The 15,345-nt window shown below is 52.5% G+C and carries 15 protein-coding genes; 3 read left to right on the top strand and 12 right to left on the bottom strand.

Going from position 1 to position 15,345, the window contains the following annotated elements; translation table 11 throughout:
* Window positions 1-62 precede the first annotated feature (62 nt).
* From ACS5NO_RS28715 to nusB, 7 genes are all read right to left on the bottom strand, one after another.
* Window positions 63-1,715 (bottom strand): amidase, encoded by a 1,653-nt coding sequence (locus tag ACS5NO_RS28715; RefSeq protein ID WP_439418327.1) that lies wholly within the window; start codon window positions 1,713-1,715, stop codon window positions 63-65.
* Between the two features lie 271 nt (window positions 1,716-1,986).
* Window positions 1,987-2,595, bottom strand: a complete 609-nt coding sequence (gene coaE / locus ACS5NO_RS28710; protein WP_439418326.1) for a dephospho-CoA kinase — start codon at window positions 2,593-2,595, stop codon at window positions 1,987-1,989.
* Window positions 2,596-2,603: 8 nt separating this feature from the next.
* On the bottom strand, window positions 2,604-3,392 hold the full coding sequence (locus tag ACS5NO_RS28705; protein WP_439418325.1) for a YbbR-like domain-containing protein: 789 nt from the start codon (window positions 3,390-3,392) through the stop codon (window positions 2,604-2,606).
* Window positions 3,393-3,510: 118 nt separating this feature from the next.
* Window positions 3,511-3,828 carry a preprotein translocase subunit YajC gene (gene yajC / locus ACS5NO_RS28700; protein ID WP_114404134.1) on the bottom strand — a complete coding sequence of 106 codons (318 nt, stop codon included), beginning with the start codon at window positions 3,826-3,828 and terminating at the stop codon, window positions 3,511-3,513.
* Window positions 3,829-3,902: 74 nt separating this feature from the next.
* Window positions 3,903-4,340 carry a DUF1573 domain-containing protein gene (locus tag ACS5NO_RS28695; RefSeq protein ID WP_150876204.1) on the bottom strand — a complete coding sequence of 146 codons (438 nt, stop codon included), beginning with the start codon at window positions 4,338-4,340 and terminating at the stop codon, window positions 3,903-3,905.
* 83 nt (window positions 4,341-4,423) lie between these two features.
* Window positions 4,424-4,726 carry a YtxH domain-containing protein gene (locus ACS5NO_RS28690; protein ID WP_114404132.1) on the bottom strand — a complete coding sequence of 101 codons (303 nt, stop codon included), beginning with the start codon at window positions 4,724-4,726 and terminating at the stop codon, window positions 4,424-4,426.
* A gap of 62 nt (window positions 4,727-4,788) precedes the next feature.
* On the bottom strand, window positions 4,789-5,958 hold the full coding sequence (gene nusB / locus ACS5NO_RS28685; protein WP_439418324.1) for a transcription antitermination factor NusB: 1,170 nt from the start codon (window positions 5,956-5,958) through the stop codon (window positions 4,789-4,791).
* Window positions 5,959-6,179: 221 nt separating this feature from the next.
* Between nusB and ACS5NO_RS28680 the strand changes: the two genes are divergently transcribed.
* The gene (locus tag ACS5NO_RS28680; RefSeq protein WP_439418323.1) at window positions 6,180-7,961 is read left to right on the top strand and encodes an ABC transporter ATP-binding protein; all 1,782 of its coding nucleotides are present in this window, start codon (window positions 6,180-6,182) and stop codon (window positions 7,959-7,961) included.
* Window positions 7,962-8,436: 475 nt separating this feature from the next.
* On the opposite strand, the gene ACS5NO_RS28675 is transcribed toward ACS5NO_RS28680, so the two are convergent.
* Genes ACS5NO_RS28675 through ACS5NO_RS28655 form a run of 5 tightly spaced genes read right to left on the bottom strand, consistent with a single transcriptional unit; the run spans window position 8,437 to window position 13,030 of the window.
* Complete coding sequence (locus ACS5NO_RS28675; protein ID WP_439418322.1) at window positions 8,437-8,994, bottom strand: GNAT family N-acetyltransferase; 558 nt, start codon at window positions 8,992-8,994, stop codon at window positions 8,437-8,439.
* 9 nt (window positions 8,995-9,003) lie between these two features.
* Window positions 9,004-10,101, bottom strand: coding sequence for a mandelate racemase/muconate lactonizing enzyme family protein (locus ACS5NO_RS28670; protein WP_439418416.1), 1,098 nt, complete (start codon window positions 10,099-10,101; stop codon window positions 9,004-9,006).
* A gap of 8 nt (window positions 10,102-10,109) precedes the next feature.
* On the bottom strand, window positions 10,110-11,261 hold the full coding sequence (locus ACS5NO_RS28665) for an amidohydrolase family protein (RefSeq protein WP_439418321.1): 1,152 nt from the start codon (window positions 11,259-11,261) through the stop codon (window positions 10,110-10,112).
* Window positions 11,262-11,307: 46 nt separating this feature from the next.
* Window positions 11,308-11,784, bottom strand: a complete 477-nt coding sequence (ispF, locus tag ACS5NO_RS28660) for a 2-C-methyl-D-erythritol 2,4-cyclodiphosphate synthase (RefSeq protein WP_114404127.1) — start codon at window positions 11,782-11,784, stop codon at window positions 11,308-11,310.
* A 10-nt stretch (window positions 11,785-11,794) separates the two neighbouring features.
* The gene (locus tag ACS5NO_RS28655) at window positions 11,795-13,030 is read right to left on the bottom strand and encodes a M16 family metallopeptidase (RefSeq protein WP_439418320.1); all 1,236 of its coding nucleotides are present in this window, start codon (window positions 13,028-13,030) and stop codon (window positions 11,795-11,797) included.
* Between the two features lie 113 nt (window positions 13,031-13,143).
* On the opposite strand from ACS5NO_RS28655, the gene ACS5NO_RS28650 reads away from it, so the two are divergent.
* A complete protein-coding gene (locus ACS5NO_RS28650) occupies window positions 13,144-14,253 on the top strand; it encodes a tetratricopeptide repeat protein (RefSeq protein ID WP_439418319.1) in 1,110 nt (369 codons plus the stop codon).
* A 17-nt stretch (window positions 14,254-14,270) separates the two neighbouring features.
* The gene (locus tag ACS5NO_RS28645; protein ID WP_439418318.1) at window positions 14,271-15,263 is read left to right on the top strand and encodes a phosphotriesterase family protein; all 993 of its coding nucleotides are present in this window, start codon (window positions 14,271-14,273) and stop codon (window positions 15,261-15,263) included.
* The last annotated feature ends 82 nt before the right edge of the window (window positions 15,264-15,345 follow it).

The raw sequence follows: 15,345 nt of genomic DNA, 5'->3' as shown, positions 1-15,345 counted from the left end.
TTTAGGGGCAACATGCAAAGGTACACCCGGTTCTTTGAACTTCGTGCCGCCAACGCGGATGTTCAAAGAACCGGGTGTTTTTTGTGAAAAACCGTCGCATCCTGATAGGCTTTGGCCACCGCCAGCAAGCGCCCTTCGTCAAACAATTGCCCCATAAACGTGATGCTCGTAGGTAATCCCTTCGCATTGAACCCGTTGGGAAGAGCCACGCAGGGATGGCCGGTCAGGTTGGTCAGCGTTAGGTTGGCGTTGCCGTAGGTCGGCGTGATGTAGACGTCGAAACCCTTCATGGTTTGCGCCATTTCGTTGATGAGTTTGGTCCGAATTCGGTTGGCCTGAATGTATTCGACCGCCGGAATAAACCGGGCGGAACGAAAGGAATTCGGCCAGGCGTTTTTGACCTGACGCACCAGTTGATCGTCTTTGCCCGAACGCGTCAGTTCGTCAAATGAAGCAGCGGCTTCGGCACTCAGAATGTGCGACATTTTGCCCACCGGAATGTCCGGTAATTCAAACGCGATCAGTTCCGCTCCGAGTTTTCGCAGTGTTTCCAGCGTGGCCTGATCGTTGGCTTTGGTGGGATAATCAGCGTCGAATGCTTTTTTCAGGTAGCCAATCTTGAGGCCCTTCAACGAAGCCAGCGGGGCATACCGGAACGGAGCTGCGATCACTGTCGGATCGTGTCCATCCGGGCCGTAGATGGCATTGAAAACCAGCGCACAATCTTCGACGGAGCGGCACATCGGCCCGATTTTATCCATTGACCAGCTCAAGGCCATGGCCCCGTAGCGACTGACGCGCCCGTAGGTGGGACGAAGGCCGGTTACGCCGTTGACGTTCGACGGTGACACAATGGACCCCAGCGTCTCGGTGCCAATCGCAAAGGGCAACAATCCCGCCGAAACGCTGGAGCCCGAACCGGCGGAGGAACCGCTGGAGCCGGTGGTCGGGTCCCACGGATTGCGGGTTTTTCCACCAAACCAGACGTCGCCCATCGCCAGTTCGCCCATCGTCAGTTTGGCACACAAAACCGCTCCGGCTTTTTCCAGTCGCTGGATGATGGTGGCGTCATAATCCAGCGTCTGATTCTGGTACGGAACGGAACCCCAGGTGGTTTTGTAGCCTTTTTTGGCGAATAAATCTTTGGCTCCGTAGGGAATACCATGCAGCGGTCCCCGGTATTTTCCCGCCTTGATTTCGGCATCGGCCTGCCGGGCCTGTTTCAGCGCCAGTTCGTCGGTAAACGTGACGACGCAGAAGAGTTTGGCATTGTGGGTTTTCAGCCGGTCGAGGAAGAATTTGGTCAGTTCTTCGGACGTAATCTGGCGGGTTCTGAGCAATTCACCCAGTTGAGCGACGGAATAGTACGCGAGGTCGTCGCGGTTGGCGGGCAAAGCGGTTTTTCCAACCGGGCTGGCTTTGAACGACGCGGCTCCCTGCGGAAGTTTGAAACCGTCGGGTAAGGGATTGAAATACAGGGCCGGAGCGACGTCGTTGCTCACGTCAATTTTCCGGAGGGCTTCGTAATTGCTGCGGTAATTGGTGAGGTTACCGAGCATGGAATCCCGCTCGGTTTGGGTGAAGGTCAGGCCGAACACCCGGGAAGCGGCATCGACCAGCTCGGCCGTGAGCGGTTTGGCCGGATCGTCGTCGGTGACGAAAGCCCCCGCCAGAAAGCTGAACGCGCAGGCGGCCAGAAAGTAACGTTTTTTCATAGTTATATACCCACGGTCGGACGGCCGTTGCCGTTTCAGGTCGTGTTTTTGAGTGTAATCTCTTACCGCCAAATTACAAAATAGCTTCAAGGAAATACGGACTAATTGATGTAAACAAAATAACCGCTGGGCTGATGCGGCTATTAAATTTAACATGAACGATGAGATTATTGACCCCGGAGGGGTCGAATACCGATTTGCTAGTAACATTACGTGCCGCTGGCACTTAAACAACTAGTAAGCGAGGAAATAATCTTATAAAAAAGGCGGATTACAAACCGGTCTGGCAAAAGGCTTCGTGGAGCCGCAAAACCTGGGGAATCAGCAGTTGGGTATCGTTGTTGTAGACCACGTAATCGGCCATTTCAATCCGCTCTTCGTCGCTGATCTGCCGGCTGATGATGTTCTTGATTTCCTGCGCGGAGCGGTGCGGATCGCGCTGGTGAATGCGGTGAATGCGAAGCTCCAACGGCGACTGTACCACAATCAATTTGTCAAGGTTATTGCCATCTTCACCCGCAGCCCGCAGCAAAGCCGCTTCCTTGATCAGATACGGTTTGTCGGCATAACCATGCGCCCAAAGCTCGGTATCGGCATACACCCTCGGATGAATCAGGGCGTTGAGTTGCAGCAGCAAATCGGGTTTGGCAAACACCTGAGCGGCCACCCAACTCCGGTTGTAATGCCCGGCTTCGTCATACGCTTCCGATCCCAGCAGGCGCGTCACGTCCGATTTAAGAATGGCATCGTGATCGACCAGCCATTTGGCGCGTTCATCGGCATAATAAACGGGAATCCCGAGGGCTTCGAAGATGCGGCAAACCGTGGTTTTTCCGGAACCAATTCCGCCCGTAACCCCAATTAACAAGGGTCTTTTCACTGATTGACTCATTTTTTACGGACCGATTTGGCTTTGGCAGATTTCCCGGTTTTTTCCGATTTGGTCGACTTGGCCGGTTTTACGGGTTGGGGAGGAGGGGGTGGAGGAAGCGGCTGCAGGAGTTCGGCCACTTCAAAACTAACCGAAACCTGGTCGGCACTAGCCCGAATGAGCGGATGACGCGGAATGGGCAGTCTCAACTCCTCATCGTAGCTTTGGGTCAGCCGACGGGCCGGAATCTTCACTTTGATGGTATCCGGCATGGCCCGAAGCAGCCGGGCCGGGCCTTCAAACCGAATCACGCGGGGATTGACGTTGATCAAACTGGAAACCACCATGCTTTCGGCCAGATCGATGCCCGTGCTGTCAACTACAATCGGAACTTCCTGGGCTGCCAGCCGGTCGAAATTCAACGCCAGCGTATCACCGGCCACAAAATTGACCCGAACGTCGTTGGCGTGATCGGTCAAAGAAGCCGCCAGCGAAGCGGTATTGATGTATTTGGTTTCGAGCGGACGGGGAACGGAATACCGGATGGGTTGAGACCGAAACGGCAGCCACGACTTCCGGAACAGCTTCCAGCCATTGCCGGTGATGCTGACAGTAATGGTTTTGGGAAGGGGCGTCGTGGGAACGTACAATTTCTGGTCGTAAACAAACTCAATCGGATACTGCACGCTGACCGTATAGTTGTTCTTGTTGAGCGCATTCAGCAACCAGATGACGGCAGCCGCCAGCAGACACAAAACGAGTGTCGGCAATTGAACCGGGCGGGGTTGGGTGTTGGTTAGCGGCACAAAGGGAATTTTTAATGTTAAATGTAAAATGATGAATGATGAATGTAAAAGTGTTTAACGCTTGCTAAGAGACTTTTATATTCATCATTCATCATTTTACATTCATCATTCGTTTGCATTACGCCGGTAATTTGACCGTTGCTTCGCGGGAGATGGCGGTTTTTTCAAACGTCAGTTTCACGCCTTTGTCCACTTCCACCACCACCGTCGTGCCTTCTACGGCGTATACTTTGCCGTGTAAACCGCCAATGGTGACCACGCCGTCGCCTTTTTTCAGGTTCTCAATGAAATTCTTCTGATCCTTCTGCTTTTTCTGCTGCGGACGAATCATGAAAAAGTAGAACACCACAAAAATACCGACCCACAGGACGATGTTCCAAACCATGGAATTGGACGAGCCGCCCGGTACTTGTGCTAGAATAGAAGGGAAATTCATGGTAACGAATAGTGGTTTAAAATGAATGGGTTTGATGGAGGATGCGTGGATCAGTTACTGGTACTGAACAGGGCTTACTGGGCGGTTTTGACGCTGCTGGAATCCCGGGGATTTACCATCACGCGGAAAGCGAGTTCGCTGTAGGCCGGGTCCGTATTGGCATAAACGGTGACGGTTTTGTTCTGAACGCCCCGTTTCCCCTGGCTGTTGAACAGCACTTTGATGGACGATTCCTGGCCGGGCTCGATCGGTTTTTTAGGCCATTCGGGCGTTGTACAGCCGCAGGATGCCTGAATGTTGTTGATAATCAACGGAAATTCGCCTTCATTTTTGAACTTGAAATTCCGCGATACCGTATCGCCTTCGGTAATGTCGCCAAAGTCGTAAACACCCGTGTCGGTGAACACCATTTTAGGCATTTTGCCCGACAGCTCTTTCGTTGAGTCTTTCTGGGTCTGGTTGCAGGCCGTAACACCGGCGAGAAGAACCAGACTTAGGAGGAAGTTTTTCATTACTTTTTTTAACGAAATGGAGGGTCAGGAAGGGATTCGATTCAGTCGAAACCGACTCACTTCCTGGCCATTAGATAGGCTTGTTATGCGCCCTGCTGCTTGATCTGCGCCATCAGACGATCGACATCTTCCAGCAGTTTTTCCGCTTTTTCGCGGGCATCGCTCACGACCCGTTCGCCCTCGGTTTTGGCCAGGCTTTCGGGGAGTTTATCGGTTCTTAACACATCATCCAGCAGGTAGCGAAGTTGTTCGCGGTATTTTGACAAACGATAGGTTAACCGGTCACGGGTAACGGCGCCTTTCTCGGGCGCATAGAGTAGACCCAGTGCGGCACCAGTTACGCATCCCGTTACAAAGGCAATCAGGGTTTGACTTGTTCTGCTCATAATCGTACTTAGTTATCAGTTGTTCGTCTTTATAAACGAGAAACAACCGGAAACGGGTAAACTTATTTATTGTCCATCAAACCACGGCCACTTTTGCGAAGCTGGCCGGAGGTTTTTAGTTTTTCGGATAAGCTATCCAGAATACCGTTGACAAATTTGCCACTTTTGGGCGTACTGTACAGCTTTGCCAGTTCGATGTACTCGTTGATGGTCACTTTTACCGGAATATTCGGAAAATTCAGCAACTCGGCGAGTGCCAGTTTCAGAATAATTTTGTCCAGTTGTGCCACCCGCTCCACATCCCAGTTGGTCAGTTGCTCGGCCAGCAGGCTCTCGTATTCGGCGTCGTTTTCCAGGGCTTTTTTGTACAGTGTTTCCAGAAAATCCCGGTCTTCTACCCAATCTTCGGTCAGCGCCACGAGTTTCAATCCTTCCGGCCCCTGCACGGATTTCAGCGTTTTGATGGCCATACTCCGCACAATTTCGCTGTTTTCGGACCAGCTCAGGTCCATTTCCTCGAAAAAGCTCCGGGCCGGTTCCTGCTTCAGCAACACATTTCGCAACACGTGCTGCGCCAGTTGCTGGTCTTCGTCGGCCGTATGCTGTTCGGATTCGCAGTAGGTGCGGTAAACGTCGTCTTCTTTCAGCACATCGTTGTAGATGGTCCGAACCATCTGACGGTCGTCACCCCACTCGATTTTCCGGCGAATCTGCTCGACCTCCAGCGGTTTGTGTTCGCGCAGGGCCTTGATAATCCGGTTGCTATCCAGTCCCGATTCTTTGGCGATCTGGCGGGTATCCAGGTTTTTGTAGGTCCGTTCCCGGTCGATCTGCGCCACGTGGGCCAGCTCCAGGAGCAGGCTCAGCAGCCGGATGAGGGAGTTATCGAGCGTCCGAACGTCATCGACCAGCGCCTGCAGCACCCGCTGACGTTCCCGGGTCAGGCTGTTCCGGTAATCCACCAGCGCCTGGTTGGCGGCTACCAGCACTTTACGCGGTATTTCCTCCTCTTCGGGCGGTTTTCCTTCTTTTAATCCTTCTTCAAACAAAACCGTAGCCAGTCGGCGGTAGCCTTCCAATTGCTGGAGGTTCTGCACCTCCATCGAATTCAGGTCACGCTGAAAAGTTTCGGTAATGGTATCGACAGCCGCCTGCCGATTGGATAATTCGGATTGTCGCAGGGCATAAAAAGCCTGCATGACCTTAATCCGCAATAAACGTCTGTTTAGCATTCTGGTCCGGCAAGAAACAAAGAACTCGGTTCGATATTTCGAAGATTGGTAATTGGGTACAAAAGTACGGAAAATGTCTTGAACTATACTTGTCTTCACCGGCGAAATACCGGTTCAGGACGAATACCGGTCAACCTATCGTGTCGATAAACTATTCCGGCCCGATTTCTGTTACCAGCCAATATCCCTGATTTGTTTCATTGAAAGACGCCTGCTGATTTGTGAAAGCACTTTCCCACCTCAATAAATACCTGCTGAAATACAAGTGGTACCTCATTTGGGGAACCGCTTTCACCATCATTTCCAACCTGTTCGGGATTATTCCGGCCCAGTTGGTGCGGTATTCGCTCGATCTGGTGAAAGAAACCCTCGACATTTATTTCCTCTACAACGGGAGCCGTTTGCAAAGCAATCTCTACGATGTGTTTGCCTTCAGCATTCTGTTCTACGGGTTGCTGATTCTGGCGATGGCGCTCCTGAAAGGCTTCTTTCTGTTTCTGGTGCGGCAAACGCTGATCGTCATGTCGCGACACATCGAATATGACCTGAAAAACGAAATTTACGCGCATTACCAGACGCTGCCCCTCAGTTTTTTCCGTCAGCACAACACCGGTGATTTAATGGCCCGGATTTCCGAAGATGTCAGCAAAGTGCGGATGTACGTTGGACCCTCGATCATGTACGGGCTGAATCTGATCACGCTGTTTATCCTGGTAATCAGCTATATGGTTTCGATTAACGTCCGGCTGAGCCTCTACGTGCTGTTGCCATTGCCGGTTCTTTCCATTGCGATTTACGTGGTTAATACCATCATTATCAAACGTTCGGAAGAAATTCAGCGGAGTCTTTCGCGGCTTTCCACCTTTGTTCAGGAAGCGTTTTCCGGCATTCGGGTGCTCAAGGCGTTCGTCCGCGAAGACAACTCGGCGGCCAATTTCACGACCGAAAGTGATGTCTACAAACAGAAATCCCTGCAACTGACCCGCGTCGATTCGCTGTTTTTTCCGCTCATCATGCTGCTCGTCGGGTTCAGTAACGTGCTGGTGGTGTATGTCGGAGGTCAGGAAATTCTGACCGGGCGACTGACGCCGGGCAACATTATGGAATTTATTCTGTACGTTAACATGCTGACCTGGCCGGTGATGGCCCTCGGCTGGACCACGAGCCAGACCCAGCGGGCGGCCGCGTCCCAGCAACGAATCAACGAGTTTCTGGCCGTGAAAACCGATCTGGTTTCCGAAAAATCGCTGGAACGGGAAATTGTGGGCGAGGTAGAATTCCGGAATGTGCGGTTTGTGTACCCGGATTCGGGAATCGTTGCGCTGAAGGATTTTAACCTGAACGTCAAAGCGGGTGAAACCGTCGCCATTCTGGGAACCACCGGTTCGGGCAAAAGCTCGCTGGCCAATCTGCTCACGCGGATGTATGACCCCACCGAGGGCGAAATCCTGATCGACGGGATTCCGCTGAAGGATTATAGCCTGATGAGCATTCGGAGGCAAATGGGCTACGTGCCGCAGGAAGTGTTTCTGTTTTCCGAAACCATCAGCAACAACGTCAAATTCGGGATGCCCGACCTGCCGCAGGAGAAAGTGGAGCAGGCCATCAAAGACGCGGATTTATACCAGAACATCATCGCTTTTCCGGAGCAGTTCGACACCCGGATTGGCGAGCGGGGCGTTACGTTGTCGGGTGGTCAGAAACAGCGGCTTTCGATTGCCCGCGCCATCGCCCGCGACCCTAAAATCCTGATTCTGGACGACTGTTTATCGGCGGTGGATACCAACACCGAAAATATCATTCTGAACAACCTCCACCGGATCATGGAAAACCGCACCTCCGTGGTGATTTCCCACCGGGTTTCGTCGGCCAAACTGGCGGATAAAATTCTGGTGCTCGATGAAGGCGAAGTGGTTGAACACGGCACCCACGAGGAGCTGTTGGCGGCCAACGGCGTTTACCGCGAACTGTATGAGAAACAGTTGCAGGCGGAGGAAGTGTAAAAATTTCTGGTAATTTAACGTGAAATACGGTTACTCAGGCTCCAGCGGAGCCCAATGTGGCATGGATCGAAACCGGGGACGCGCAGGAAAATACGGTTACTCAGGCTCCAGCGGAGCCTTCTGTCAATAGTATTTAAGCGATCAGGTCAAATATAAGCTCCGGAGGAGCGTCCTTGCGATTTCAGGACGCTCCTCCGGAGCTTATGTTTATTTATACCTATTTTCTATAAACAGAGAGCCCCTCCGGGGCAAACCCATCCATAATTCACGTTAATTTAGTGTGTTGATATGACACCGAATTTATTAAAACATTTGAGACCTTCTCTGCCAAGGACCGACGTATCATCGCACGGAAATAGCAGGTGCGGTTGCTTGACGACCTCTTTGAAAAACTTGATGCTGAAATGCCTGACGTTGAGATGACAACCGAAGAGATTCAAACGGAAATAAATGCCTGCCAGAGTGAAAGGTGATTTCACCGCCAATCCCAAACCAGCACATTCCAGCTTTCGGCAGAAACCGGGTTGTAATGCGAGTGAATGATTCGAAAACCGACCCGTTCGTGCGCCCTTTGCGACCGACGGTTGATTGCCGCTACTTCGGTGATCGCCAGTGAATAAGAGGGACTCAGTTTCTCCCGAAACAACCCATACATCCGATCAAAAATCCCCTGACCACGAAAACCGTCAGCCACGCAGATTTGTCCCATGACCACATAATTCGACTGGCTGAGTAACTGGTCCTGGTAGGGAAGGTGGTCGAGCAGTTCGAACATGGAAACCAGAACCGGGATTTCGTTGCGGAATGCGGGGATCATCGTTAGGCAGTAACCAACCACCTCATCATCGTTTTTGGCAATTACACTAGGGGCGGCTTCATTCATCCGTCGAAGCAGCGGCAGGTTGTGCTCAACGGTTAAAAATCCCTGACTTTCGATCCGTTCGGCAGACAGCGCTTTCTTGAGATTTCTCTGCTGCAAATCCAGAATGCCCCGCAAATCCTGATCCGATTGAGCGGTCGTAATGGTAATCATAGGGTTCAACTAGCGAATCTCAACTCTCTCCAAACCGGTCAGAAAGGTTTCGTCGATGGTGGCACCGATTCCCGGCCCGGTTGGCAATTCAATTTCGTAACCCCTGTACGTAACGCCCCCCAAAACCGGGTCGTCGGCGTGTTCAAATGGCGCATCCAGATCGTAGAACGAAACGTTACGGCGGGCGGAGGCAAAATGGGCTTTGGCGGTGATGGCCAGCCGTGATTCGGACATGCAACCGATCATACACGGGATGCCGGCCGCTTCGGCAATGGCGTTGATTTTCTGGGCGTTAAAAATACCCCCGCTTTTCGATAACTTGATGTTGAAGTAATCGACGGCTTCTTCCTGCGCCAGCCGCAGTGCATCCCGATGGTTAAACAGCGATTCGTCGGCCATGATGGGAACGGTCGTCTTGGTCCGAAGGCGCTTCAGATCGGCGATCGCCCACTTCTTGACGGGTTGTTCGCAGTATTCGATGTTCCAGTCCTGAATGGTTCTGAGCACGTTGACCGCCGTGACGTAATTCCAGCCCTGGTTGGCATCCGTCCGAATCGGAATCCCATCGCCCACCGCTTCCCGAATCACTTCCACACGCCGGATGTCGTCGCGCTGGTTAGTACCGAGCTTCACTTTGATTGCTAAACCGCCTTTTTCTTTGATCCGAACAGCATCGGCGGCCATGCGTTCCGGCGAATTGAGGTAAATCGTTTCGTCGGTGACCAGCGTAAACCGCTCACCACCCAAAAAGGCGTACAATGGAATTCGGGCAGCCTGGGCGGCCAGATCGTACAGCGCCATATCGAACGCACTTTTCACGGTTGGATTGTTGGGTAAATAGGCATCCAGCCGGTTCAAATTACCTTCAATATCCAGGGCGTTCTGACCAATCAGCAGTTTGCCAAAATCGCGGGCGGCTGCAAAACCGGTTTCCTGCGTTTCGCCGACAATCATCCAGAACGGCGAGCCTTCACCCCATCCTACCAGGCCGTCGGCGTGAATCCGGACGAGTAGATTTCTGGCATTTTCAATCGTTCCCAACGAAATGGCGATGGGAGCCTTCAGGGGAATATTAAGCTTGAAAACGTCGATGTGGGTGATTTTCAACATGATAATCAGTTCGGAAACTGCGATTTATCCAGGCCCGGAATGATCCGCAGGGCATTTTTGTAATACACTTTTTTCAGCACTTCGTCGGGTAACGCCATGCCGTACATGCGCCAGAACGCGTGGTATTTTTTGTGGTACGGAAAATATTCGTCGTCGGTTTCCAGCACGCGGAAATACGTTGCGTACTCCGACGGCACCCAACTGTCTTTTCCGAACAGAATCCGGTCCTGGTATTTTTCAAAGAACTTCCGCGACGCCCGGGGTTGGCGTCCAAGTTCGGCAATAACCGCTCCGATTTCGACGAGCATGTTCGGAAACACCTTCATCAGACTGTCGAGCTTCACCAGATCGTTCGGATACCAGCCCATGTGGGCGTTGATAAACGTTGTTTTCGGATGTTTGCGGAACACATTGTGTTGTTCGGCAATGAGTTGTTCCCAGGAAACCGGGTTGCTTTCCGACCGTTTCCGGCCGGGGTGGGTTTTCAGTTCCAGCCAGCGTTCGTTGAAGCGGTCCATCGGGTCCCAGAACGGTTTCGGGTCGGCGGTGTGAATCAAAACCGGAACGCCCAGCTGACCGCATTTGGCCCAGATCGCGTCCAGACGCGGATCGTCTACCCGAACGCGTTTCCCTTCCGTATCCTTCACATTAAAACCCAGGCTTTTATAGATTTTCAGGCCTTTTGCGCCGTTTTTGATGTCGTCTTCCAGCAGTTTGACGGCCTTTTCCGTCCAGCCGGGTTCACCCAGATTGGCGAAGTTGATGTTCGTAAAAATCGCCAGCCGCTTTGGATACGACTTCTGCACATTGGCCAGTGCATTGCCGAGAAACGTGCTGCTTTCGGCTACGTTCGATGTAAAACCGCGTCCGCTCAGATTGACCATAATGCCCATGTTCAGGCTGTCCATCTGGGTCACCAGTTTCCGTAAATCCGTCCGGTCCATGTCATACTGGTGGTTATGCACGTCGATGAACGGGTATTTGGCGCGGGTGATTTTGTGTTCCGGGGTCTTCAAAGTCGAAACCGGTTCATACTCTTCAAAATCAATTGGGCCGTTGGCGGTTGCCACTTTCGGCTGGGCGCGGGCCGACAGGATGAGGAGAGAAAACGCAGAAAGCGCGGTGAGGTGGCGCAGATTTCGCAGAGATAAAAGCATCGTTTATCAGGTCAATGAGTGTAAATGAAACGTTTTCAGTACCAACTCAGGAATAAATCAGCGCGACGCAAAAAGCCGCAATGCCTTCTTTTCGGCCCACAAAGCCCATGTGTTCGGAGGTGGTAGCCTTGATGGAAATATCGTCTTCCGGGACTTCCATGACGCCCGACAGGCAGGTTTTCATGGCCGGAATGTACGGATTTAACTTCGGTTCCTGCAACACCACTGTCACATCGACGTTCGAAACTTCGTACCCTTTTTCGCGAATCATCCGCATCACCTCGGCCAGCAGCAGCTTGCTATCAACACCCTTCCAGCGCGGATCTTTGTCCGAAAAATGGTAGCCGATGTTCCGCAGATTGGCGGCACCCAGCAAGGCATCACAGAGCACGTGACAAATCACATCGGCATCAGAATGCCCCTGCGCACCGTGTGTGTGCGGAATTAAAATACCGCCAAGCCAGAATTCACGGCCTTCGGCTAACTGATGCACATCGTATCCTTGCCCAACGCGGATTTTCATAGCGAGTGGCCTAGGCGGCCCGGTAATACAGGGTCGAGCGGTTTTCTTTCCGGAGCAGTTTTTGGGCAATCGACTGGATGTCGTCTGGCGTAATGGCCTGAATCCGTTCCGTTTCCTGATTCACCCAGTCCGCATTACCGGCATTGGCGGCATACGCCAGATTCATAGCGCGGTTCAGCAGTTCTACCTCTGAAAATACCAGCGTCGCTTCCGCCTGATTCTTCACTTTGGCCAGTTCGTCTTCCGGTACGGTTTGGCTAACGATTTCATTCACAACGCTTTCAATAGCGGCATCGGCTTCTTCCAACGATACGCCCTGATTCAGCGAACCGCTGATGACGAGCAAACCAGGGTCCAGCGATCCGGTCGAGTGCGCCGAAATACCCGTAAACAGCGCCTGTTCTTTCAACAATTTCTGGTAAAGCCGCGACGATTTTCCCCGGCCCAGCACGTCGCTCAGCAGGTCGGCGCAGTAGTAATTGTCCGCGAAACGACCCGGCATGTGGTATACTTTGTAGAGCGCATTGAGGGGAACTTCGGCCACGGTTTCCAGAAACCGGGCTTCGGTCTGCACCGGTTCCTGCGGCAGATTGCGCGCGTGAACCTTGCCCGCCGGAATGGGCTCAAACCATTTTTTCGACAGTTGCTTGACCTGCTCAAGCGTGACGTTTCCGCCCACCACCATCGTGGCGTTGTTCGGCAGGTAATGCGTATAAAAAAAGTGCTTTACATCGTCCAGGGTCGCCGTTTCGATGTGGCTGATGTCTTTGCCGATCGTGGCCCACTGGTAGGGATGCACCTGATAGGCCAGCGGGCGGAGTTTCAGCCAGACATCGCCGTAGGGCTGGTTGAGGTAGCGTTGCTTGAATTCTTCGATCACCACTTTCTGCTGCACGTCCAAAACCGTCGGGTCGAACGACAGGCCCAGCATCCGGTCGGATTCGAGCCAGAAGGCGGTTTCGAGGTTGGCCGACGGGAGCGTGATGTAATAGTTGGTGATGTCGGGTGAGGTGAAGGCGTTGTTTTCGCCCCCCACTTTTTGCAGCGGTTCGTCGTAGCTCGGAATGTTGCGGGAGCCGCCAAACATCAGGTGTTCGAACAAATGCGCAAAACCGGTTTTCCCCGCATCTTCATCGCGCGACCCGACATTGTACAAAATATTGACCGTCGCCATCGGGCTGGTCGGGTCCTCGTGAACGTAGACTTTTAAACCGTTATCTAACACAAAATGCTCGAATCGAATCATGGCAAACTTTTTCGGTGGGGGTGTCGTTAGGCGTTTTGAGAACTAACAAAAGTAACGGTCTATTCGTATTCTTCAAAAAAGAACATTCCCGTAACTCGTGAACACACCTTCCCATGAAAAAATTCTGGCTCCTGCTTTTCTTATCGGGCCCTTTGCCGGCTCTCGCCCAGATACTCGATGACGCTGGTATTCAGCAGATTATTTTGAAGGCTACCGATAAAATTTACAACTACGAATTCGATGAAGCGGATGACTACATCCGGCAGGTGAAAGCCAAATATCCCCAGCATCCGGTGGTGCCGGTGATGAAAGCCATTCAGCTCTATTGGCAGTATTTGCCGCTGAAAGAAAACAAAAATGCCACCACACAGTACGTCAATTACCTGAATCAAGGCATTGCGCTTTCGAAAAAATTGCTCGATCGCAATGAAAACGATCCGGAAGGCGTCTTTTTCTCGCTGGCTTCACACGGCTATCTGGCGATGAAAAACCACTATGACAACGAGACGATGAAAGCCGTTGGTGAAGCGCAAAAGGCGTATAGCTATTTGCGGAAGGGATTTAAATTGATGGACAAAAATCCGGAATTTTATTTTTCAACCGGGCTTTATAATTACTACATTGAACGGTATCCGCTGGATCATCCGGTGTCGAAACCGCTGCTGCTTTTTTTTCAGAATGGCGATATGGCGTTGGGAATGAGGCAAATGGAGACGGCTGTGCGCCGGGGTGTTTTCACCCGGACCGAAACCGCGCTTTATTTGGGACATATTTACCTGAAACACGAAAGCCAACCGGCTCGCGCGGCTCTGTTTCTGAAACCGTTGGCGGATAAATACCCGCAAAACCCGGTCTTTACGCTGGGATGCGCCGAAGCGCTGGTGCAGTCGGGTCGGTACCGCGATGCCCAGGCCTACATCGAACGATTGCGGAATCTTCCCCAGAAATTTCTGGCCATGCCGGTAAAAGTATTGGAAGGCATTACCGAAGAAAAAATGAACGGCAACCACAAACTGGCAGCCGAAAATTACCAGAACGCTTTAAAAATGCCGGTGGACGAGGTCTTTGCCAAGGAGTTTACGGCCCACGCCTACAGCGGTTTGGCCCGGATCTCGGCCCAGTCCGGCGACCGGAACCGGGCGAAGTCCATGTACAAAAAGGTGTTGAGCATGGCCGAATACAAGTCGACCATTCAGGAAGCCCGGAAGTTTTTAAAATCTTAACGACCCATTCGATTCTGATGAAACGTCGGACCTTTCTGAAAACCTCACTGGCCGCCGGGATTTGGCCGGTTCTTCAAAAAAAACCGATGATCAACACCGTAACCGGAGCGGTTCAGGCGTCGGAACTGGGGTTGACGCTCATTCACGAACACATGCTGGTCGATTTTATCGGTGCTGACCAAATCAGTCCGGAGCGCTGGAAACGGCCCGATGTGGTGGTGAAAATGCTGCCGTATTTGCAGACGTTGCGGAAGCTGGGCGTTCAGACGTTGATTGACTGTACGCCCGCCTACCTGGGGCGCGATCCCCTGTTGCTGAAAGAGTTATCGGAAAAATCAGGAATTAGAATCCTGACAAACACCGGGTATTACGGGGCATCGAATGACAAATACCTGCCCAGCCACGCCCGGATCGAAACCGCCGACCAACTGGCCGACCGCTGGGTGGCGGAGTTCGAAAGCGGCATCGATGGAACCGGTGTCCGGCCCGCTTTCCTGAAAATCGGCGTCAACCCCGGCCCCTTGTCGGAACTGCACCGCAAACTCATTACGGCAGCCGCCCGGACACACAAACGCACCGGTCTGACCATTTGCTCGCATACCGGGCCGCATGTGCCAGCCTTTGAGCAGCTTGACGTGTTGAAACAGGAAAGAGTCGATCCATCGGCGTTCGTGTGGGTACATGCGCAGGGGCAAAACATGGTGCATTACGCCCGTGCCGTTCGGGAAGGCGCCTGGGTGAGTCTGGACGGTTTGGATGGGAAAAATGTGAGTCAGTACGCCGATACGCTGCTCCTGATGAAAGAAAACCGGTTTTTGCACCGGACACTGCTCTCCCACGACGCCGGTTGGTATGATCCCGCGCAACCCGACGGCGGCTCCATCGGCCGGGATTATACGGTTTTGTTCAACCAGTTGATGCCGGTCTTAAACCGCAAGGGATTTACGAAGAAAGACTGGAAGCAAATTCTGGTGGAAAATCCGAAGGAAGCTTTTTCAGTGAAGAGTTAAGAGTGAAGAGTTATGAATGAAGACGGGGCCGCCCATGCGGTTGGCTGACGCAAGCTGTAACAAATGCGTCAGCCAACCGCAT

Source organism: Larkinella fluvii (assembly GCF_051857545.1).
In the GTDB taxonomy this organism is placed as follows: Bacteria; Bacteroidota; Bacteroidia; order Cytophagales; family Spirosomataceae; genus Larkinella.
Note: the sequence above shows the minus strand (reverse complement) of the source record. Positions and strands in the feature narration are given on the sequence as shown.